Source organism: Providencia sp. PROV210, assembly GCF_028479445.1.
GTDB classification, from domain to species: Bacteria; Pseudomonadota; Gammaproteobacteria; order Enterobacterales; family Enterobacteriaceae; genus Providencia; species Providencia rustigianii.
This window is the reverse complement of record NZ_JAMPNQ010000019.1, coordinates 78,326-99,455: the sequence shown is the minus strand read 5'-3', so window position 1 is coordinate 99,455 and position 21,130 is coordinate 78,326. Positions and strand designations below refer to the sequence as shown.

The 21,130-nt window shown below is 40.2% G+C and carries 19 protein-coding genes; 3 read left to right on the top strand and 16 right to left on the bottom strand.

Going from position 1 to position 21,130, the window contains the following annotated elements; all coding sequences use genetic code 11:
• Nucleotides 1-94: 94 nt before the first annotated feature.
• The 4 genes from PR761_RS15405 to PR761_RS15390 all read right to left on the bottom strand — a co-directional run bounded on the left by PR761_RS15405 (nucleotide 95) and on the right by PR761_RS15390 (nucleotide 5,624).
• A complete protein-coding gene (locus PR761_RS15405; RefSeq protein ID WP_006812846.1) occupies nucleotides 95-439 on the bottom strand; it encodes a YfiM family lipoprotein in 345 nt (114 codons plus the stop codon).
• 90 nt (nucleotides 440-529) lie between these two features.
• Nucleotides 530-1,885, bottom strand: a complete 1,356-nt coding sequence (gene pssA, locus PR761_RS15400; protein ID WP_112836339.1) for a CDP-diacylglycerol--serine O-phosphatidyltransferase — start codon at nucleotides 1,883-1,885, stop codon at nucleotides 530-532.
• A 174-nt stretch (nucleotides 1,886-2,059) separates the two neighbouring features.
• Nucleotides 2,060-4,705: a bifunctional acetate--CoA ligase family protein/GNAT family N-acetyltransferase gene (locus PR761_RS15395; protein WP_006812844.1), complete on the bottom strand. Its 2,646-nt coding sequence runs from the start codon at nucleotides 4,703-4,705 to the stop codon at nucleotides 2,060-2,062.
• A gap of 217 nt (nucleotides 4,706-4,922) precedes the next feature.
• Complete coding sequence (locus PR761_RS15390) at nucleotides 4,923-5,624, bottom strand: tRNA-uridine aminocarboxypropyltransferase (protein ID WP_039854364.1); 702 nt, start codon at nucleotides 5,622-5,624, stop codon at nucleotides 4,923-4,925.
• A gap of 173 nt (nucleotides 5,625-5,797) precedes the next feature.
• Between PR761_RS15390 and PR761_RS15385 the strand changes: the two genes are divergently transcribed.
• A complete protein-coding gene (locus tag PR761_RS15385) occupies nucleotides 5,798-6,904 on the top strand; it encodes a tRNA/rRNA methyltransferase (RefSeq protein WP_006812841.1) in 1,107 nt (368 codons plus the stop codon).
• Nucleotides 6,905-6,980: 76 nt separating this feature from the next.
• Here the strand turns inward: PR761_RS15385 and emrB are convergent, their stop codons facing one another.
• From emrB to nrdH, 8 genes are all read right to left on the bottom strand, one after another.
• Complete coding sequence (emrB, locus tag PR761_RS15380; RefSeq protein ID WP_112836343.1) at nucleotides 6,981-8,519, bottom strand: multidrug efflux MFS transporter permease subunit EmrB; 1,539 nt, start codon at nucleotides 8,517-8,519, stop codon at nucleotides 6,981-6,983.
• Nucleotides 8,520-8,533: 14 nt separating this feature from the next.
• Nucleotides 8,534-9,715, bottom strand: coding sequence for a multidrug efflux MFS transporter periplasmic adaptor subunit EmrA (gene emrA / locus PR761_RS15375; protein WP_006812839.1), 1,182 nt, complete (start codon nucleotides 9,713-9,715; stop codon nucleotides 8,534-8,536).
• 221 nt (nucleotides 9,716-9,936) lie between these two features.
• The gene (gene mprA, locus PR761_RS15370) at nucleotides 9,937-10,455 is read right to left on the bottom strand and encodes a transcriptional repressor MprA (RefSeq protein WP_112836345.1); all 519 of its coding nucleotides are present in this window, start codon (nucleotides 10,453-10,455) and stop codon (nucleotides 9,937-9,939) included.
• A 659-nt stretch (nucleotides 10,456-11,114) separates the two neighbouring features.
• Nucleotides 11,115-12,317, bottom strand: coding sequence for an MFS transporter (locus PR761_RS15365; protein WP_006812837.1), 1,203 nt, complete (start codon nucleotides 12,315-12,317; stop codon nucleotides 11,115-11,117).
• Nucleotides 12,318-12,452: 135 nt separating this feature from the next.
• Nucleotides 12,453-13,424: a class 1b ribonucleoside-diphosphate reductase subunit beta gene (gene nrdF / locus PR761_RS15360; protein WP_006812836.1), complete on the bottom strand. Its 972-nt coding sequence runs from the start codon at nucleotides 13,422-13,424 to the stop codon at nucleotides 12,453-12,455.
• 14 nt (nucleotides 13,425-13,438) lie between these two features.
• The gene (gene nrdE / locus PR761_RS15355; protein ID WP_154611226.1) at nucleotides 13,439-15,571 is read right to left on the bottom strand and encodes a class 1b ribonucleoside-diphosphate reductase subunit alpha; all 2,133 of its coding nucleotides are present in this window, start codon (nucleotides 15,569-15,571) and stop codon (nucleotides 13,439-13,441) included.
• Entirely contained in the window at nucleotides 15,564-15,998 is a 435-nt protein-coding gene (gene nrdI, locus PR761_RS15350; protein WP_039854017.1) for a class Ib ribonucleoside-diphosphate reductase assembly flavoprotein NrdI, read from the bottom strand. The genes nrdE and nrdI overlap by 8 nt, the downstream gene beginning before the upstream one ends.
• A gap of 9 nt (nucleotides 15,999-16,007) precedes the next feature.
• Nucleotides 16,008-16,235, bottom strand: a complete 228-nt coding sequence (gene nrdH / locus PR761_RS15345) for a glutaredoxin-like protein NrdH (protein ID WP_006812833.1) — start codon at nucleotides 16,233-16,235, stop codon at nucleotides 16,008-16,010.
• 287 nt (nucleotides 16,236-16,522) lie between these two features.
• Between nrdH and PR761_RS15340 the strand changes: the two genes are divergently transcribed.
• Nucleotides 16,523-16,981 carry a methylated-DNA--[protein]-cysteine S-methyltransferase gene (locus tag PR761_RS15340; RefSeq protein WP_006812832.1) on the top strand — a complete coding sequence of 153 codons (459 nt, stop codon included), beginning with the start codon at nucleotides 16,523-16,525 and terminating at the stop codon, nucleotides 16,979-16,981.
• 216 nt (nucleotides 16,982-17,197) lie between these two features.
• The gene (gene cspE, locus PR761_RS15335; protein WP_006812831.1) at nucleotides 17,198-17,407 is read left to right on the top strand and encodes a transcription antiterminator/RNA stability regulator CspE; all 210 of its coding nucleotides are present in this window, start codon (nucleotides 17,198-17,200) and stop codon (nucleotides 17,405-17,407) included.
• A 188-nt stretch (nucleotides 17,408-17,595) separates the two neighbouring features.
• Here cspE and lipA read toward each other — a convergent pair whose 3' ends face one another.
• From lipA to dacA, 4 genes are all read right to left on the bottom strand, one after another.
• Nucleotides 17,596-18,561: a lipoyl synthase gene (lipA, locus tag PR761_RS15330; protein ID WP_006812830.1), complete on the bottom strand. Its 966-nt coding sequence runs from the start codon at nucleotides 18,559-18,561 to the stop codon at nucleotides 17,596-17,598.
• Between the two features lie 70 nt (nucleotides 18,562-18,631).
• Nucleotides 18,632-19,276 (bottom strand): lipoyl(octanoyl) transferase LipB, encoded by a 645-nt coding sequence (gene lipB, locus PR761_RS15325; protein ID WP_006812829.1) that lies wholly within the window; start codon nucleotides 19,274-19,276, stop codon nucleotides 18,632-18,634.
• Between the two features lie 124 nt (nucleotides 19,277-19,400).
• Nucleotides 19,401-19,664 carry a DUF493 family protein YbeD gene (gene ybeD, locus PR761_RS15320; RefSeq protein ID WP_004257083.1) on the bottom strand — a complete coding sequence of 88 codons (264 nt, stop codon included), beginning with the start codon at nucleotides 19,662-19,664 and terminating at the stop codon, nucleotides 19,401-19,403.
• Nucleotides 19,665-19,819: 155 nt separating this feature from the next.
• Nucleotides 19,820-21,031: a D-alanyl-D-alanine carboxypeptidase DacA gene (gene dacA / locus PR761_RS15315; protein WP_006812828.1), complete on the bottom strand. Its 1,212-nt coding sequence runs from the start codon at nucleotides 21,029-21,031 to the stop codon at nucleotides 19,820-19,822.
• Between the last annotated feature and the right edge of the window lie 99 nt (nucleotides 21,032-21,130).

The following is a 21,130-nucleotide window of genomic DNA, read 5'->3' as shown; positions in this document are numbered from 1 at the left end:
TAGCAAGCCCCGTGATGAAAATCACGGGGTTTTTGTTTTTTATCTATTCTAAAAGTTATCTTTCATACTATTTTCTGTTTTTTCTTTTAAATCATTACTTTAAATTTTGATACAGAGTATAGCCAGCGACTGCACCTGCGACATCATAGGTAAAGTCATGCCAACTCCAACCTGTTCCAGCTGCTCGGCTATCATAAAGTTCTTTAACTGTACCAAGAGAGATAGAAAATAGTATTCCAAATTGAGCCGCTTGCTGATGAGACATATTTTGTCTATCCGCATAAGCATTTCCCGCCGCTGCCATTGCAGCTGAAAAAGCAAAATGCTGCCCTTTATCTTTGCCTTTCCAATTATCATTTGCCCAGTGAAAACCAGAACACCCCGTCACTACGCACAGAGATAAACTAAGCGTTAATGTTCTTAATTGAATAAATAACATGGAGGGTATACCTCTACAACAACCGATCAGGTTAGAGTACGTTAGATAATAAAAAGCGCCACATGAGCGGCGCTTTCTGATAGTCATTAATTATAATATTCGACTTATTAATCGGTCTACACGGATCCGTCTTAATCGCCGAATAAGTTTTTTTACTTTGACAGGGTAAGTCTGGATACTATCCAGTTCACTGTAGTGGTTAACGACTTTGGTATTTGTTCGAATACACTCTAACTCATGGCTACGCTGTTCTTGAAGCTCTTGTTTTGGATCGTGGATCAATACAGCATTTTCGAGATCTAATCCCCAAGCTCTAGGGTTTAAGTTATTACCTGTAATGAGCTGCCATTCATTATCCACCCACATCCCTTTTAGATGGTAAGTGTTATCTCCATCTTTCCATAGACGTATAGTTAGCTGCTTACTATCAATAAAGCGTTGTAAGCGGCTCACAAAACGGCGTAGATTAATTTCATAGAGATAAGGCAAGGCACCAATAATTTTGAATGGTTCTTCCGGGGGAATGTAAAAGTCATTAGCTGTTTTATCACCAATGATAATTTCCACTTGTTTTCCATCTCGCAATAATTTGGTGATGATCCTGACTAACACTGCGGGTAAATTAAAGTACGGTGTACAAATCGTTAATTTATTTGTTGTAGCCCCCATCAAGTGAGTGACCGTACGGTTTAATTCATTCTTTTTACCTAATCCAACAAATGGAGTAACCGCTAATTCATAGTTAGATGCATTACCTGTAAATTGGTAATTGATACCTCTTAAAGATAGGCGGAATTGTTTGATCAGGTTTTTAAATTCGGCTGTTTTCGGTCTACTTGCCGTATTTAGACGATGAATCGCGTCAGATGACAATAACGAGTCATCAATAAATTTTTTCATCGTTGTTGTTAATTGGCTATTTTTGATCAAATGATATCTATCATAGCGGTACTTATCGTGACGATGTAAATAAACATCGTTGATACTCGCACCGCTATATAGCAGGGTATCATCGAATAAGAAACCTTTTAGATGTAATACCCCTAATGCTTCACGCGTATTAACTGGAATTCCAAAAACAGGAATTTCAATATTAGGGTAACTCTGAGCAACTTCATAGTACCAGTCTGCATTGGTTAAATTGGCGGCTGCACCAATACGCCCACGCTGAGCACGGTGCCAATCAACTAGAATTTTAATATCTAGGTTAGGATTTGCTTGTTTAGCGGCATAGAGAGCATGAAGGATGTCTTTACCCGCATCATCTTTTTCTAAATACAGCGCTGTAATATAGACTGTATTTTTAGCTTGCGAGATTTGTTCAAGCAGAGCACCACGAAAATCTTCCGTCTTATAGAGCGTTTTTACATCAGCAACTGACTGAGACAATTTAGGCATATTTGCCAAGTGTTGTTGATGTTTTGCTTGTTTTAGTTTTGACAACATCACAGTGTGAATTTTCTCTTGTTAGTCCAATAGCAAATCGCTTTATACAAATATTTAAGCGAATGATCTGTCGATGATATCATATTTACCTCACTCATTAGGAATAAATTGAGTATCGGTTTAATCCATATACAGGTTATAAATTATTCCCTGCGCTGAGATTCTTGATGTTAATTATAGATGCAGGGTTAGGTTTACGACACCATCCTCAAATTGAACATCAATTTGGAACCCCAGTTTTTTGGCTAGACTGATCATATTACGATTTTCTGGCATGGTAATCGCTGTGAGCTTTTTAATTCCATGTGCTCGAGTATAATTTAAAAGTTTTTGCATCAACTTATAGCCTAGAGTCTGTCCTTTCATATCTGAGCGAACAAGTACCGCAAATTCAGCCTCTTGGTTATCTGGATCTGCCATCGCACGAGTTACACCAATAATTTCTGGATAAGAATCTGCATTTTTCACTGCGACGAATGCCATTTCTCGGTCGTAATCAATCTGTGTCATATTGGCTAGGTCGTCGTGGGTAAACTCACTAATTTCACTGAAATAGCGATAATAAAGATCCTCTTTAGTCACTTGTTCAATAAATGATTTTAAGAGCGGCTCATCTTCCGGGAGAATAGGTCTCAATAGGCACGTTAAATCATCTTTTAGATTAATAGTTTCTTCTAATTCATTTGGGTAGGGGCGGATCGCTAATCGGGTACTCGGATTATTATCGATAGGACTTAATGTCATCGAGACATCGAGCAGAGTAAATTCATCACCCGCTGCAAGTAGTGGGTGTATATCTAAACGTGTAATATTAGGGCAATCGATAATTAAGTTGGAAACCCTGACAAGTAAGCTAGCAAGCCCTGGAATATTTAGTGGCTCTAAGGAACTTCGAGCTTTAATTTTGGATCCTTTGATGGCATTGATAACTAAATAACGCGCTAATGCTAGGTTTAATGGTGGTAAAGCAACGGCAGCTTGACTCTCTTGTTGCCACTCAATACCTCCTTCTCCTAGCATGATTAACAAACCAAATACTGGATCGAGTTCGACTGCAATTCTTAGCTCTTGCGCTCCAGCTCGATTTGCCATGCTTTGAACCAATAACCCTTCAATACGAGCATGTGGAAAATTAGTAGATACCCTTTCTATTATGGCATTCGCTGCTTCAGCCACTTCATTGGCATTTCTTAAATACAGCATAACCCCTTGGACTTCAGACTTATGAACTATGTCTGGTGAACGCAATTTTAATGCAACTGGGTAACCGATTTTTTCTGCAATCTCAACAGCTTGTTCACTCGAGTGGGCAATCCAGGTTGGTAGACTATGTAACCCATATGCCTTTAGGATAGGTTGAACCTCATGGGTATCTAAGTTCAGATTATTGTTTTGAATAGCCTGCATAATGCATGCATGAGCTTGCTGAGTATTGGCGGTGATCCCAATAGGAAGTGCAGGCGTTTCTTTCAGTTGTTTTTGGTTACGGCGATATTCAACCATATGCATATAGGCAGTGATCGCCCCTTCAGGAGTTCGATAAGTTGGAATGCCTGCTTCACTAAATAGTTTTCGAGACTCTTGAGAGGAATACTCGCCACACCAGTTAGTTAATATAGTTAGCCATTTGCCTCTAGGGTGCTGTTTGATGGTTTTAATGATTTTAGCTGCCATGGATTTACTCTCAGTGATCGCACTTGGAGTATGGATTAGCAGTAAAGCATCATGGTCGTGGCTATCAAGCATCTTATTTAAGACATTGAGATAACGATCGACGGTAGAATCATCCCCTAAATCAATCGGGTTTTGAGTTGAAAGATCTAATGGTAGTAAGGCACTAAGTTCATTTTGTGTTTCAGTGCTAAGTTTTGCTAGCTTGCCACTGCGAAGTAGGAGTTCATCTAAAGCCATTGCAGCAGGTGCAGATCCATTACTTATGATCGATAACCGTTCCCCCCTAAGCGGGGTCATATAGCTTAATGTTTCTACAGCAGAAAACATCTCATGGGTATCTTGAACACGCAATAAACCAGCTCGTTGGATTGCGGCATCATAAGCTGCATCTAAACTTGGTTTTTCACCAAGGAGTTCTTGGGCTTTACGGGTTCGCCCACTTTTGATCACGAGAATGGGTTTATTGCGCGAAGCACTGCGAGACGAAGATAAAAAGCGCCTCGCATCACTAATATTTTCTAAATACAACAGGATGGCGCTGGTTTTACTATCCCGAGCAAGATAATCAAGTAAATCATCGATATCGATATCGATACTATCTCCGAGGGCGATGAAATAGGAAAAACCAATATCACGGTGCCTTGCCCAATCAAGAACGGTGTTAGACACGGCCGCTGATTGGGAAATAAATGCCAGTTTTCCTTTTAAAATAGGGATTGGAGAGAAGCTGGCATTCAAGCCTTGCCATGGAGCCAAAAAACCTAAACTGTTGGGACCCAGTAACCGAATTTGGTATTGCTGAGCCACTTTTTTAAGTTCATTAAATTGGATTGATGGTGATGACAGGATAATGACGACATTGCAGCCGGCCTCGCCGAGCTGACGCAAACACTCAACATTACGTGAGTAATGGGTACAGATCACCGCAAGATCAGGTTTTAATGGGAGCTTCTCTATTGATGGGTAAGCCAAAACACCAAGGATTGAGTTTCGATTGGGGTTAACCGGCAGGATAGGACCTTTGAAACCGCAGCTAAGTAGGTTTTTCATCATGACTGAACCGGCTCGGTTTGGGTCTTCTGATGCACCAATAACCACAATTGATTTTGGTCTAAATAATGACTCTAACTGACTCACTAACCCCATGATGTCAAACCCTTTGCTTAGATGAGCATTAATGCCGCTCAATTGATATTGAGAACTTATGCAATACTATGCCGCATCTTGAGAGAAGCGCCAGTTTATCAGTGGAATTTAATTGAATTATACAAGCACCTTCACGTTTTATTATGAAGGTGATTTTTGCACCACAATGGGTTGGAAACGGTTACGAATAAAAATGACTGATAATCCCTATAAAGGGTTATTGAGGATCTTGGGATAGGATTCTCTGAGCAGTTGGATGATGAGGTTTCCCTTCAAGATATTTATGTTTAAATAAATTGAAATGGGCAAATAATTGTTTTGAGGCCTCAATATCTCCAGCTTGTTCGAGCACAGTTGCTGCGACTTCTACAGTGCAATGTTGCTCTTCCCTTGAAGGAATTCGTAATAAATAGTCAGTTCTTGCCTTGTCATTAATGGATAACATGGGAATATTATCCAAATAAGGGCTTTTACGAAACATTTTACGGGCTTCAGGCCAAGTACCGTCTAATAGAATAAATAGGGCGGGTTTATCAGAAATAGAGGGCTGATTGACGACGATGCGGTCATTTTGTGCATAACTGTCAGGAAAAATAAGGTAAGGTTGCCTAGTTGTATCTTGCAGTACTGCAAGCAATTGGCTATCGGGTTCGGTTCGTGACCATTGATATGCTAACGTATCAGGCAGGATATCTGCGATTAATTTTCCTGTGTTGCTTGGTTTGAAAACTTCACCATCAAACATGATCAGGCAAAATTGGCTTTTCGCTTGCACCGATACTGTTTCATCACATAGACATTGTGGGATAGGTAATAAGCAATACTGGCAGCGCTTTACTCGACATCCTCTCGCTTTAAAAGGTTTTGTCGAAAGGGCTAAACGTTGTTGGCGAAGATGATAGACAGCATTCTGACTCATGGTTGATAAGATACTTTTCGTAGCAACAAAAATAAGGGACGTATTGTACGCAAAACGATTTGTATACGATAGAAGTATATTCAACAACTTTTCGGTGAGATAATAGCGCGAATCGGTAGCGTAGCTTTGCAACATCATGTAATCTTCGCGCCATAGCTTAGTAGGGGATAGCGATGAACGACACGAATGATTTTAGTGGTAAAAACGGCAAAGTAAAAGTGATGTATGTCCGTAGTGAAGGACAGGATAATAATAAAGGTAATGATAAACGCCGTGGCGGTCGCGATGGTGCCCGTGACGGACGAGATGATCGAAGAGGCGATAAGCGTAGTGGTGGTCGTAATGACCGCAATGACCGTTCTAGTCGCCCAGGTCGCCCTGAAGGTGGCCGCTCAGATAGACGTTCTGAAAATAGAGATGAAGCACCTCGTGATCGTTCTCCATGGCGTACTATTTCTAAACAAGATAGTGAAGAGTTAGAAAATGATCATGGTGGTATCTCTGGTAAAAGCCAAATCGACCCTGAACAACTGCGCAAGCAACGTCAGGAAGAGACACGTATTTACGGTGAAAATGCGTGCCAAGCAATGTTTAAAAATCGTCCAGATGGTATTGTCCGTGCGTGGTTCTTGCAATCAGTAACACCTCGTTTTCGTGATGCACTGAAATGGATGGCGGCAAACCGTAAAGCTTACCATGTAGTCGATGCCGAAGAGTTAGAAAAAGCATCAGGTACTGAACATCATGGTGGCGTCTGTTTTATCATTAAAAAACGCGGTGGTATGCAAGCTGAAGCTTATTTGCAAGAAGCAGCAGATACTGACTGTGTTTTAGCGTTAGAAGATGTGGGTAACCCACATAACCTTGGTGGGATCATGCGTAGCTGTGCCCATTTTGGTATTCAAGGCGTCATTTTACAAGATGCTGGCATGTTGGAATCAGGTGCTGCAATTCGTACCGCAGAAGGTGGTGCTGAACATGTCAAAGCCATTGATGCTGATGGTTTTACTCCGACATTAGAAAAATTCCGTCAAGCTGGTTACACCATCGTAACGACCTCTAGCCATAAAGGCAGCCAAGATATTGCGAAAGTCCAGTTGCCGAAGAAAATGGTATTAGTTCTTGGGCAAGAGAGTGATGGCTTAAGCGACAGTACATGGGATCAGGGAGATATGAGCCTATATATTGGCGGAACAGGTAAAGTGGAAAGCTTGAATGTTTCTGTTGCCACAGGGATTATGTTGTCCCAATGGTGGTCACAAAATAAAGTTAAGTCATAGTTTTCTATAATTAACTTAGCCATCGTAAAAACCATACACGAAAAGCCAATAAGCTGATAAGTGTATGGTTTTTTTATTAGTGAGCCCCGCCCCCATCTTTAGAGCCAGCCCCAAATGGTGGTTTAGCAAACCAGACGATCACCATCAATAAGATAAATACCCCCGCAGATATCCAAAAAATCTCATTGGCTGACAAAATTAAACCTTGTTCAGTAATTTCACGAGCAATATAAGCAGCACTTTGCTGCTCATTCATCCCGATCTTTGCCAATTCACTGTACATATGCTGAGCATTCGGATTGTATGGATTGACAAATTCCGCCAGATTTTCATGGTGCATGGATTCACGTTGGGTCCACATTGTTGTAGTAATCGACGTACCAATTGCACCAGCGAGTGTTCGAGTAAAGTTCGATAAACTTGAAGCTGATGCCATTTTTTCTGGGGGTAATCCCGATAATGTAATGGTTGTTAGTGGCATAAAGAAGCAGGCAATCGCCAATCCTTGAACAAATTGAGGCCATGCTGCGGCGGCAAAGCCCATTCCCGGTTCAAAGGTATAAGCTCGCCAATAGTAACAAACCGCATACATAATAAAGCTGAATGTCACCAAATAGCGCATATCAATGCGATTACCAAAACGACCAATAATTGGTGTGATTAACAATGGCAATAATCCAACTGGGGCGGAGGCTAAACCTGCCCAAGTTGCGGTGTAACCATAAACCTCTTGGAGTAACTGCGGTAGTAAGACGATCGTCCCGAAGTAGAGCATATAAGCCAAACTCAGTGATAAACAGCCGATAGTAAAGTTGCGTTCTTTGAATAAGGAAAGGTCAATGACGGGATGCTCATCAGTTAATTCCCAGACAATTAAAAAGGCGATTGCCACAACGGCTACGACTGTCAGTACGATAATCTCTGTCGAGTTAAACCAATCAAGTTCTTTTCCTTGGTCGAGCATAATTTGTAATGCACCAATACCGACGACTAAAAGAACTAATCCAATTGTATCAATTGGTTTAATGGATATTTTCGTTTCACGCCCTTTTAGTGTTTTCATTATGGCAAAGATAATTGCGACACTAAAAGGGACATTAATAAAGAATATCCAACCCCAATGGTAATTATCGCTAATATAGCCCCCAAGAATAGGACCACAGATAGGTGCTATAACGATGGTCATCGACCATAGCGCTAATGCCATATTTCGTTTAGCTGGCGGATAGTTATTAAGCAGCAAACTTTGTGATAATGGGATCAGGGGACCTGCAACTAAACCTTGTAGAACTCGAAATAAGATCAGCATTTCTAAGCTACCAGAAATGCCACATAGCCATGAGGTGAGGGCAAATAACCCTGTAGACCATAAGAATAGCCGGACTTCACCTATGCGCTTTGCTAGCCATCCTGTGATCGGAATAGAAATGGCATTAGCAACACCAAATGAGGTAATCACCCATGTGCCTTGTGAATTCGATGCACCAAGGTTTCCGGCTATTGTCGGAATTGCGACGTTAGCAATGGTTGAGTCCAAGACTTGCATAAAGGTTGCCAAAGATAGAGCAATGGTCATCCAAGCGAGTTTTGAACCTGTTAATGGGGCATTAATCACGCGGTGATCTCCGTTTATTTATTGCCAGAGTTATTATTAATAATCTCAGCAACAATTTTATCGGCAGGAGACATATCAACAGCTAAAGCTGACGTGTGATAAGCTGGTGTATCACGTAAGCCTTTAGATAACACTTTTCCATCTTTATTTTTGGTATCAACTTCAACTTCAGTGGATAATCCGATACGTAATGGATATTCATCCAGTTGAGCTGGGTCAAGGGCAATTCTTACTGGTAAGCGCTGAACAACTTTGATCCAGTTACCGCTGGCATTTTGTGCCGGTAATAAAGAGAATGCGCTACCAGTTCCCATATCAAGCCCAACAACGGTTCCTTTGAATACGATTTTTTTACCGTAAAAATCTGAGGTGACTTTGGCCGGTTGACCAATCCGCATATCAGCAAGTTGGGTTTCTTTAAAATTAGCATCAACCCACATACCGCTTGAAGGGACAATTGCCATCAATGGTGTTGAAGGTGTGATTTGTGAACCAATTTGCACACTTCGGCGAGAAACATAACCATCCACAGGACTGACAATTTTTGTTCGTTGCAAAGTGAGCCAAGCATTTCTCACTTGGGTCGCTGCTTGCTCAACCAGAGGTTGTTTTTCTAATGCCGTACCCAGGACGATGGCTTGGTTTGCGTTATACTGTTCAATTGCTACGTCTAAAGCCCCTTTGGCGGTGACAACGGCATCTCTGGCATGTTGAAGTTCTTCTTTGCCAATAAGGTTACTGCTACCAAGGACTTCACGGCGTTTTAAGTCATTTTGTAAACGTGCTAATTCCGAGCGTTTAACTTCAATATTGGCTTGATATTGGCGGCTATTAATAATGTGCTGACGAGATTGCCGAACGCTATTGGCTAATTCTGTTTTTGCTTTTTCTAAAGCGAGCTCTGCATCTCGAGGATCTAATTCGACAAGAACGCTACCGCTTTGAACAAAATCGGTGTTGTCGACATTAACCGTCATAACGCTACCTGAGATTTGAGCTTGGATTTGGACTTGATTCCCGGCTACATAAGCGTTGTCTGTTGACTCATAGTGACGTAAAACAAGATACCAGTAAGCCGCCCAGACTATCCCAATAGCAATAAAAATAAAGGTTAGGAACATCAGGGCATTTCTGCGTTGTCTTTTTTTATTCAACGGCGGTGTTTGCGTTTCAGGCAGATCCTCGCGGGCGTTCATACTGGTATTTCCCCATATAGGATAATAAAAACTACAATCGTTTCCAGTAGTTAGTATCAACTACTGGAAACCAAGATATAAAATGATGTTATTGCTGACGGGTTGTAGCAAAGTATAGTCGGAAAGGATAATGAAATATTAGTAACTGGAAAATCTTTTTTTCCTTTTTAAACCTTAGAATGCCTCAAATACATTAACCATTCAAAATATAAGGTTATTTGTCATTGATCCTTCATGTTATCCAGTTTAGATAGTAATTTACGCATTAGTTTATCAAGTTGTTGTTTTTCTTCGATATCTAAGCTTGACCAGATATCAATTAATGCTTTATGTTGTGGAGGTAATAACCCACTTAAAAACTCCGAGCCTTTCTCTGTTAGATGCAGGTGTAGGCAGCGTCTATCATTGTGACTCTCTTTACGTTCAATCCAACCATTTTTTTCTAGTTCATCAGCAATACGTGTAGCATTGGTTCGAGAAGAACCTAGGGCGGCACTTAATTCGGATGGCTGTATACTGTGAGATTCTTTGGTATCAAGGATCATTAAGGCCATAAATAGGGTTTCATTTACCCCTTGCGCTCTGAGCATATTATTGCGCGATTCCAATAATTTTCCATGAACATGCATACACAGGCGAGTTAATAAAATCTCTTGATAAGGAATTGGGTTTTCGAGTGAATCTTGTTGCGCGACGCGAGCGTTGAGTAATTCTTCTGTCGGTGTAAATGAACTTTCCATTATTTGGATACCTTATTCGTTTCAGTTGGTAAGATTTCAACTGTAATCAACCGTGTAAATGGTATATTAAAAGTTAGAATTAGCAATTATACTTAATTAATATCATCCAGTTTATTTTGATAATGATACATTAATCATAAATTTTATGAATGTATTTCACCAAAGTTAGTATAGTTCAATTAACAATGACTGCATTTTTACTATAAAATAGGCAAACTGACGATATAATAATTGCATTTTATACGACAAATAAAATCATATAAAACAATATATAATCACATTGTATTAACTCAATACCATTTTTTTTATTACTCAATAATTACAATATAGATGGTTATTTATCCGTTTGAGGAATAAATACAGATAAACCGCTTATAATTTATCATATAAAAACATATTTATTTCAGGCTGAACAATAATCATACCATTTTATCAAGATATACCTTTTGTTTAACTGTGTCACTTATTAACTTTTTCTATATAAACTATACCTTGGTTAAACTATTTATCATTGTTAGCTATTCGTAATAATAATTATTGTAATCTCTCAAAATAGAGATGAGGAATAACGATAAATTAACTGATTTAAATTTAACCAAGCCAGCCAATAACCATAATAATAAATGACTGTTATAGTTATTGGAATGATAAGTAGATGGCTATTCAGGGGAGGTAACCTGTGGGTCAAATCGAAAACCTATTAACCAGATAATTAAACTGATGCCTGTTAATGAGGCTCCTGAGATAACAATTCCAATCCAACCTGCTTGCTCATAAGCATATCCAGAGAGCAGAGAACCAAGCGCCCCACCAATAAAATAGCTAGTCATATAGCCCGCAGTTAACCTGTTTCGAGCTTCCGGCATAATACGGTATAACGTACTTTGATTTGTTACATGAACGGCTTGGATGGCAAGGTCGAGAATTAAAATTCCGACAATAAATGCAATCAATGAGTATTTTGCTAATCCAATTGGAAACCAAGAAAGTAGCAATAATACTAAACCAACGGTAGTGACTAATTTGCCTTTGCCTTTATCGACTAAACGACCTGCTTGCGAGGCCATCAAGGCCCCCGCAGCACCGACCAATCCAAACAATCCAATCGTCCCTTCTGAGTAGTTAAATGGTGGGCTGGCCAACAAAAATGCCATGGCGGTCCATAACAGTGCAAAATTGGCAAAAGTCAGGGCGCCCAGTAATGCGCGAGTCGCTAAAACTGGCGTGGTGAAAAATAGCCGTCCAATTGAACCAATCAGTTGAAAGTAATTAAGTGCCGATTTTTGATGGTATCGAGGAAGCTTAATGGCTAGCACGATAATAAGAATGAACATTAATCCAAAAGCAACCCAGTAAATTGCTCGCCAACCACCCACCATGGCGACAGCACCAGAAATTGTTCGAGCTAATAGAATACCGAGTAATAACCCACTCATAATGGTACCAACGGCTTTACCTCTTTGATGAGGTTTAGCAATAGATGCAGCCATTGGAACGAGTATTTGAGCGACGACGGAAAATAAACCAGTCAGGGCGGTACCGAGTAAGATTTGCCAAATACTATCGGAAACAGCGGTGATCAATAAGCCGCTAGCTGACAGTGATGTCATAATAATAATGAGTTTTTTACGCTCAAAAAGATCCCCTAAAGGGACTAAAAAGAGAAGCCCCGCCGCATACCCTAACTGAGCGGCAGTCACGATAAAACCTGCCATGTTAGTGGTTAAATCGAATTGTACAGCGATAGTTTCCAGTAGCGGTTGCGCATAGTAATTACTGGCAACAACTAAGCCAGTGGCAATCGCCATGAGTAAAGTGAGTCCAGTAGTGAGTTCCGTCGATGATGTTTTCATGCTCGCCATGCTTCAGAGGTCATTTTGTGATTCAGTGGGTTGGCCATAAGCCTAACCCACTGCGAAGGTTCATTGTATAAATGATTTCATTTATTTTATTATTTTTTTGAGGGATTTAATGCGGGATATTTTTGTTGGTGTTATTCAAAAAAGCCAATCATCATCTTCAGTACTCACGGCTTTGCCGATGACATAGGACGAACCTGAGCCAGAGAAAAAATCATGGTTTTCATTAGCATCAGGAGAAAGTGCCGATAAAATTTCAGGACTAACTTGGGTGATAGCTTCAGGAAACAATGCCTCATAGCCTAAATTCATTAATGCTTTATTGGCGTTGTAATGTAGGAAGCTTTTTACATCTTCACTCCACCCCACACTATCATAGAGCTCTTGAGTATATTTAATCTCATTTTCATATAAATCAAAAAGTAAGGAAAACGTGAACTCTTTAATTTCATTTTGCTGCTGTTCATTATAGGTGGCGAGAGACTTTTGAAATTTATAGCCAATATAATAACCGTGGATCGCTTCATCACGAATGATCAAACGAATTAAATCTGCTGTATTGGTGAGTTTTCCACGGCTAGACCAGTACATTGGTAAATAGAATCCAGAATAAAACAGGAAAGATTCTAAAAACACACTGGCAACTTTTTTCTTCAATGGATGGGAGTCACAATAGTAAGACAGAATGATTTTAGCTTTATTTTGTAGGGCACTATTTTCTTCGCTCCAACGATAGGCTTCATCAACATCAGGGGTAGAGCAAAGTGTTGAGAATATTGAGCTATAGGAGCGAGCATGCACTGCTTCCATAAAACTGATATTAGAGAGTACGGCTTCTTCATGAGGTGTTTGTGCGTCCGCCATTAAACAAGGCGCTCCCACCGTATTTTGGATGGTGTCTAATAGTGTGAGTCCCGTAAATACACGGATAGTCAGCTTTTTCTCTGTTGCTGTGAGAGTATTCCACGAATTTATATCATTAGACAATGGGACTTTTTCAGGTAACCAAAAGTTTGTGGTTAAGCGGTTCCACACTTCAAGATCTTTATCATCTTGAATACGATTCCAGTTAATTGCTTGAATAGGGCGATTTAATGCGCTGGTGGTCATAGCCTATTTTCCTTTTACAGTGAGCAAGAGACGCAACCTTCCACTTCGGTACCTTCAAGTGCAGTTTGGCGTAATCGAATGTAATACAGGGTTTTAATACCTTTTCGCCATGCGTAGATCTGGGCGCGGTTAATATCTCGCGTGGTGGCATCACCATCAAAAAACAGCGTCAAAGATAAGCCTTGGTCAACGTGTTGGGTGGCTTCTGCATAGGTATCAATAATTTTCTCCGGGCCGATTTGATAAGCATCCTGATAGAACTTGAGGTTCTCATTGGTCATGAACGGCGCTGGATAATAGACTCGACCAATTTTACCTTCTTTACGGATCTCAATCGGAGCAACTACTGGATGAATGCTGGATGTTGAATTGTTGATATAGGAAATTGATCCTGTCGGCGGGATTGCCTGTAAATTTTGGTTATAAATTCCATAGGTCATGACGGATTGTTTGAGTGCTAGCCAATCTGCTTGTGTCGGAATTTTGATACCCGAACGTCGGAATAATTCCTGAACGGTTTGTGTCTTTGGTGACCATATTTTGTTGATATATTTATCAAAGTACTCACCACTGGCATATTTTGATGCGGAAAAACCATCGAATGTTTGTTGGCGTTCAATCGCGAGTTGGTTCGATGTTTTTAATGCGTAGTAAGCGACGGTATAGAAATAAATATTGGTAAAGTCCAATCCCTGTTCTGAACCATAATAGATATGTTCCCTTGCAAGGTAACCATGTAAATTCATCTGCCCCAAACCAATGGCGTGAGATTGCTGATTACCTTGCGCAATAGAGGGAACTGAATTGATGTAACTCATATCCGATACAGCAGTTAATGCTCGTACAGCAGTTTCGATCGATAATGCAAAATCTGGGGAATCCATGGTACTGGCAATGTTCATCGAACCTAAATTACAGCTAATATCTTTACCGACTGTTTTATAATTGAGGTCCTCTTCATAAGTGCTAGGCTGATTAACTTGCAGAATTTCTGAGCATAAATTGCTCATGTTAATACGTCCTGCAATTGGGTTTTCTCGATTAGCAGTATCTTCAAATAAGATATAGGGATAACCAGACTCAAACTGTATCTCGGCAATTGTTTGGAAAAATTCTCGCGCATTGATTTTGAATTTTTTTATCGCCTTATTGTTTACCATTTCATGGTATTTTTCGGAGACACTAATTTCAGACATGGCGACACCATATTCCCGTTGAACGTCATAAGGGGAAAATAGGTACATATCTTCATTATTTTTAGCTAACTGAAAGGTGATATCAGGGATCACAACACCAAGAGAGAGTGTTTTGATACGAATCTTTTCATCAGCATTTTCGCGTTTGGTATCTAAAAAACGTAAAATATCGGGATGATGGGCATGTAAATAAACCGCCCCAGCGCCTTGTCTTGCTCCGAGTTGGTTTGCATAAGAGAAAGCATCTTCTAGCATTTTCATCACTGGAACCACACCAGAGGATTGGTTCTCAATATGTTTAATTGGTGCACCTTGCTCACGTAAGTTCGTCATTAAAAATGCGACACCGCCTCCACGTTTTGAAAGTTGGAGAGCTGAGTTTACTGAGCGACCAATGGATTCCATATTATCTTCAATGCGTAGTAAGAAGCAGGAAATTAATTCTCCCCGTTGTTTTTTTCCACAGTTGAGAAATGTCGGTGTAGCGGGTTGAAAGCGTCCACTAATAATCTCATCAACTAACAGTGAAGCTAATGATTTTGAGCCTTGTGCAAGGGTGAGGGCGACCATACAGACGCGATCTTCATAGCGTTCAAGATATCGCTGTCCATCAAAGGTTTTAAGGGTATAGCTGGTGTAATATTTAAAGGCGCCTAAAAAGGTTTTAAAACGGAATTTGTGAGCGTAGGCTTGCTTGAAAAGCTGCTTAATAAATTGAAATTCATATTGTTCTAAGACTTCAGATTCGTAGTAATTTTCATTAACTAAAAAATCGAGTTTTTCCTTTAGATCGTGGAAAAAAACGGTATTTTGATTAACGTGCTGGCGGAAATAAGCATGAGCTGCTTGTTTATCTTTGTCTAATTGCAGGCGGCCTTCACTGTCATACAGGTTGAGCATTGCATTGAGGGAATGGTAATCAACATTGTGTATATCTTGCATTTTATCCATGGGGATGATTTCCGTTATAAACGCGTTGCCAGAAAGATTTCAGCCCTTGTTTGACTGATTGAACATCTTGCTCAGTACCCAATAATTCGAAACGATAAAGAAAAGGCACATGGCACTTTTGGGCAATAATATTGCCAGCGATGGCATACGCTTTACCAAAATTGGTATTGCCCGCCGCAATGACGCCGCGAATGAATGATCGATTGGTTTCGATGTTCAAAAAATGGATCACTTCTTTGGGAACCGCACCTTTACTGGTTCCTCCACCATAGGTTGGTAAAAGTAAAACATAGGGTTGTGAGGCGATGATAGGGCTCTGTGCTGTGTGCTCTATGGGGATTCGAGTCGCGGGTAGTTCAAGTTTTTCCACAAAACGGTGGCAATTCTCCGAACGACTCGAAAAGTAAATGAGAGATTTCGTACCCATAATGGGAGCCTAATCCGCTAAAGTGTTAATCATATCGGGGCGAAAGCCTGACCAATGCTGTTCACCAACGATCACGACGGGTAGTTGTTGATAACCAAGTTCTTTAATAAATTCAATTGCTTGATTGTTATCGCTAAGATCAATGACTTGATAGGAAAGCTGTTTACGATCGAGTGCTTGATAAGTGGCATTACACTGAACGCAGTTAGGTTTACTATAAATGGTAATCTCAGTCATATTTTTCGCCTTTACATTTTCTATACGTGGTAGTTGTGGATTGAATAATGTTTAAATCCTATATATAGATCATTTTTATTTCAACCATACAATATATGGTGTTTTGCATTATTGAATGATAATCATTCGAATTATTTGCTATGCTGTTATTAACATTGAAAATAAAAAAATAGAGGGGCAGATGATTCCTTTTGCCACACTGAGAAAAAATATCATTGCAAAGTAGAAATAATTTACTTTATAACTGTATATACAATCAGGTAAGTGAATCCTTTTAAGGAGATGTTATGTATCATCAATATTTGGCAGCACCAGAAAACTTTCCTAAACCGTGGATCCATATTACGGCTGATGATAACGGGGTAACGAGTATCTATTTTGTGGATGAAAAAACAGAAAAAGAATCTAAGAGTGAGCATTCCAAACAGTGTGCAAAAGAATTAAAGGAATACTTTAATCATAAAAGGACGGTTTTTTCAGTTGCCTTGAATCCTAATGGAACGGAGTTCCAGAAAAAGGTGTGGAAGCATTTGTGTGATATTCCTTATGGTGAGCGCTGGAGTTATAAAGATCTCGCCTTAAAATTAGGCTCAGTCAATTATTGCCGCGCGGTAGGAATGGCGAATTCTCGTAACCCGATTTCATTGATTATTCCTTGTCATCGAGTACTTGGGCATGATGGAAAATTGGTGGGCTATACTGGAGGATTAGATATTAAAGATTGGTTATTAATTCACGAGGAGTAACCTCTGAAAAATTAACCATCAGTAATACTTACCTTTGCATTAATGGCTATTATTAAGAATAATCGCCGTCTTAAGAGACGAAAATACGGATAAATAATAATTTTTTATCATTTAAATCAATTTTCGTGATCTAGGTTGTAGACAAGTAACTTATAGATCTGATGTACTGAGCTTGATACAGATGGTGTGTCTATTTTATTTTAAAGGTAATATTTGATGTCTAAAGTTAAAGGTAACGTTAAGTGGTTCAACGAGTCTAAAGGTTTTGGTTTTATTACTCCAGAAGATGGTAGCAAAGATGTTTTTGTTCACTTTTCTGCTATCACAAGCGATGGTTTCAAAACCTTAGCTGAAGGCCAAAGAGTTGAATTTGAAATCACTGAAGGTCCAAAAGGTCCATCTGCTGCTAACGTTATCTCTCTGTAATTAAACACTTAGAAACGAACAGCCTAAACTCGCACTAGCTTTGCTAGCGCGAGTTTTTTTATATGTTTCAGTTAATAAATGCGGTAGATTGGCGGTTAAAACGCTATAGATAGATTAATAAAAAACCCCAATGGTTAAATGTAACTATTGGGGTCTATGCTGATAATATTTTATGAAAATCGTGAATATTATTTAACTTCTTCGCCTTTAGCTTGTAAGTCAGCGTGGTAGGAAGAGCGAACGAATGGACCGCATGCAGCATGGGTGAAGCCCATATCCATTGCAGCCTGTTTCATTTCATCAAACTCTTCAGGGCTAACATAGCGTTTTACTGGTAAGTGATGGCGGCTTGGTTGCAAATATTGGCCCAGAGTTAGCATTGTTACACCATGACGGCGTAAATCACGCATAACCTCAATGATTTCTGCGTTGGTTTCACCTAAACCAACCATCAAACCTGACTTTGTCGGGATTTCTGGATGCGCTTCTTTGAATTTTTCCAACAGCTTTAATGACCACTCGTAGTTTGCACCGGGGCGAACTTGACGGTAAACCCGTGGAACGTTTTCAAGGTTATGGTTAAAGACATCTGGTGGCGTTGCTGTCAGGATCTCTAATGCGCGATCCATTCGTCCTCTAAAGTCGGGCACCAGTGTTTCAATTTTAATTGTTGGATTTTTTTCTCTGATTGCACTGATGCAATCAGCAAAGTGTTGTGCACCTCCATCACGTAAATCATCACGATCCACGGACGTAATCACCACATAACGTAGCGCCATGTCTTTAATTGTTTGAGCTAGTTTAACGGGTTCATTGGCATCTGGTGCATTTGGACGACCATGAGCAACGTCACAAAACGGGCAGCGGCGTGTACAGATAGCCCCTAAAATCATAAAGGTGGCAGTACCATGGTTAAAACATTCAGAGAGGTTAGGGCAGGAAGCTTCTTCGCAGACCGAGTGCAAGCCATTTTTACGCATAGCAGCTTTGATGCCTTGGATACGCGTAGAGTCAGCAGGCAATCTGATTTTCATCCACTCAGGTTTACGTAGAATTTCTTCACGTTCCGTGACCACGTTTTTAACAGGGATCAGTGCCATTTTATCGGCGTCACGATATTTAATTCCACGCTCGATCTGAATTGGTTTACTCATAATGTGCCGGTTCCAGTTATCTTTTTGCCATTAAAATTTTTTTGAGAAATGTTAAAAAATTATAGCATTATTATTGAACAATATGAAATCCAAGTGTGTCACAGAACTGATTAATTAGCACTGGCTGAACATCGTTTAGTGTAACATTTGGAGACAGGGCTCTCATTTGGGTCATTTTTAATTCACTATAACCACAAGGATTTATACGGTTAAAAGGCTCAAGATCCATATCGATATTTAGTGCTAATCCATGAAATGAACAGCCTTTTCTGATGCGTAAGCCAAGAGAGCAAATTTTATCGCCATTAACATATACGCCAGGTGCATCAGGACGCGGGTAAGCCGAAATATTGAAATGTGCTAGCGTGTTGACCACGGTGGTTTCCAATGCACTGACAAGCTCACGTACACCAATGTGATTGCGTTTTAAATCGATGAGAACATACATAACCTGTTGACCGGGTCCATGATATGTTACCTGACCACCACGATCGCTTTGGATCACGGGAATATCACCGGGAGCTAAAACGTGTTCTGCTTTACCCGCTTGACCTTGTGTAAACACGCGGGGATGTTGCACTAGCCAAATTTCATCACACGTCTCTGGTGTACGAGATTCAGTAAATTGGTGCATTGCATCTGAAACGGTTTGATAGGGAGCAAGCCCTAGCTGGCGCAGTATTATGCTTTTATCTGACAAAATTTCGATATCCACACGCTATAAAGATGAGTCGGCAGTATAACGCCACAGAAATGAGATCACCAGTTTGTCGTATTATTGGCAGGTGTTTTTTGTAGGTACAAAAAACCGAGCGTTATGCTCGGTTTTTCGGGATTAATTAAAGGACAACTTTAACTAATTCTAATGCGCCTAACTCAGTGTAGAGCGTTTCAACTTGCTCAATATGAGTAGCATTAATGGTGATGGAGACGGAGTGATAATTGCCTTTACTGCTCGGTTTCACATCTGGAGAGTAATCACCCGGAGCATGGCGCTGAACCACTTCAATCACTTGATCAACCAATTCTGGTTGTGCTAAGCCCATCACTTTGTAGGTCAATGGACATGGGAACTCAAGCAGTTCACCTAATTTTGTTTTCATGGGCACTCCTAAAATAATGAATTAGCGCCTGCATAAAAATTGGCTGGGAGAAATAGAGATTTCACCAGCCAATTTATGATTCCATAATAGTTTATATTTCATCACAGGCTTTCTGATACAAACTATATGGGGATAACTAATTTCAATTTCAAGTATTAGCTAAACCAGCGATGGAATAACAATTTGATGTAATCAATTAAACGACTGAAAAATCCACCTTCTTCAACATCTTTGAGTACTGTTAATGGGCGCTGTTCAATAGTTTTGCCATCTAATTGGAAGCTAATTACACCGACTTGCTGGCCTTTTTTCAATGGGGCTTCAATTTCAGTACTTGTTAGTTCATAGCTTGCTTTTAAGTCTTTTAAGCGACCGCGAGGAATAGTCAAATACAGGTCATCTACTACACCTAATTTTACTTCGCTATCATCCCCAAACCAGACGGGGGTTGTCGCAAACTCAACTCCAGCTTGCAGTGGTTTTACTGTCTCATAAAAACGGAAACCGTAAGTCAGCAATTTTTTACTTTCGGCATCGCGCCCTTTGCTGCTTTTACCACCCATAACGACAGAAATTAAGCGCATATCGCCATCTTTAGCCGATGCGACTAAGTTATAACCCGCTGCATCAGTATGACCTGTTTTGATACCATCAACAGCGAGGCTTTTATCCCATAATAAACCGTTGCGGTTTGTTTGACGGATATTATTAAAGGTAAATTCTTTTTCTTTATAAATTTCGTACTCTTCCGGAACATCACGGATAAGCGCTTGACCAATCAATGCCATATCACGAGCTGAGCTATACTGACCTTCGGCATCTAAGCCATGTACAGTTTGAAAGTGCGTATTTTGTAAGCCTAATTTAGAGACATAGTTGTTCATCAAGTTAACAAAGCTAGATTGATCGCCTGCAACATGGTCTGCCATTGCAACACAGGCATCGTTACCTGATTGTAGGTTAATCCCACGGGTTAACTGAGAAACACTGACTCTATCGCCCGGTTTTAAAAACATTAATGACGAGCCTTTGAAAATCGGGTTACCGGTTGCCCATGCATCTTCACCCACGGTGACCATGTCATTTGCCCCAATTTTCCCTGATTTTATTGCTTGACCGATAACGTAGCTGGTCATCATTTTGGTCAAACTTGCTGGGTCTCGGCGTTGGTCGGCATTGCTTTCGGCGAGAACTTTACCTGAATTATAATCAATTAAGATATAGGCTTCGGCGTCGATGGTTGGCGCTGCGGGTATGGATGTATTTGGAAATGCTTCATCAGCATTTGCAAAGTTAACAGTAGAAATAAGCAGTGCTGAAGCCAAGGCTGTCTGACGCACAATGCGTGATGGGAAGACATTTTTCATGGTTGTATCATTACATCCGATGTTCGGTTACTCAAAAAGCGCAGTGTAACAAAAGTTCAAAAGCAGAGAGAAGAGCTCTTGTACTGTGCCAACAAATTT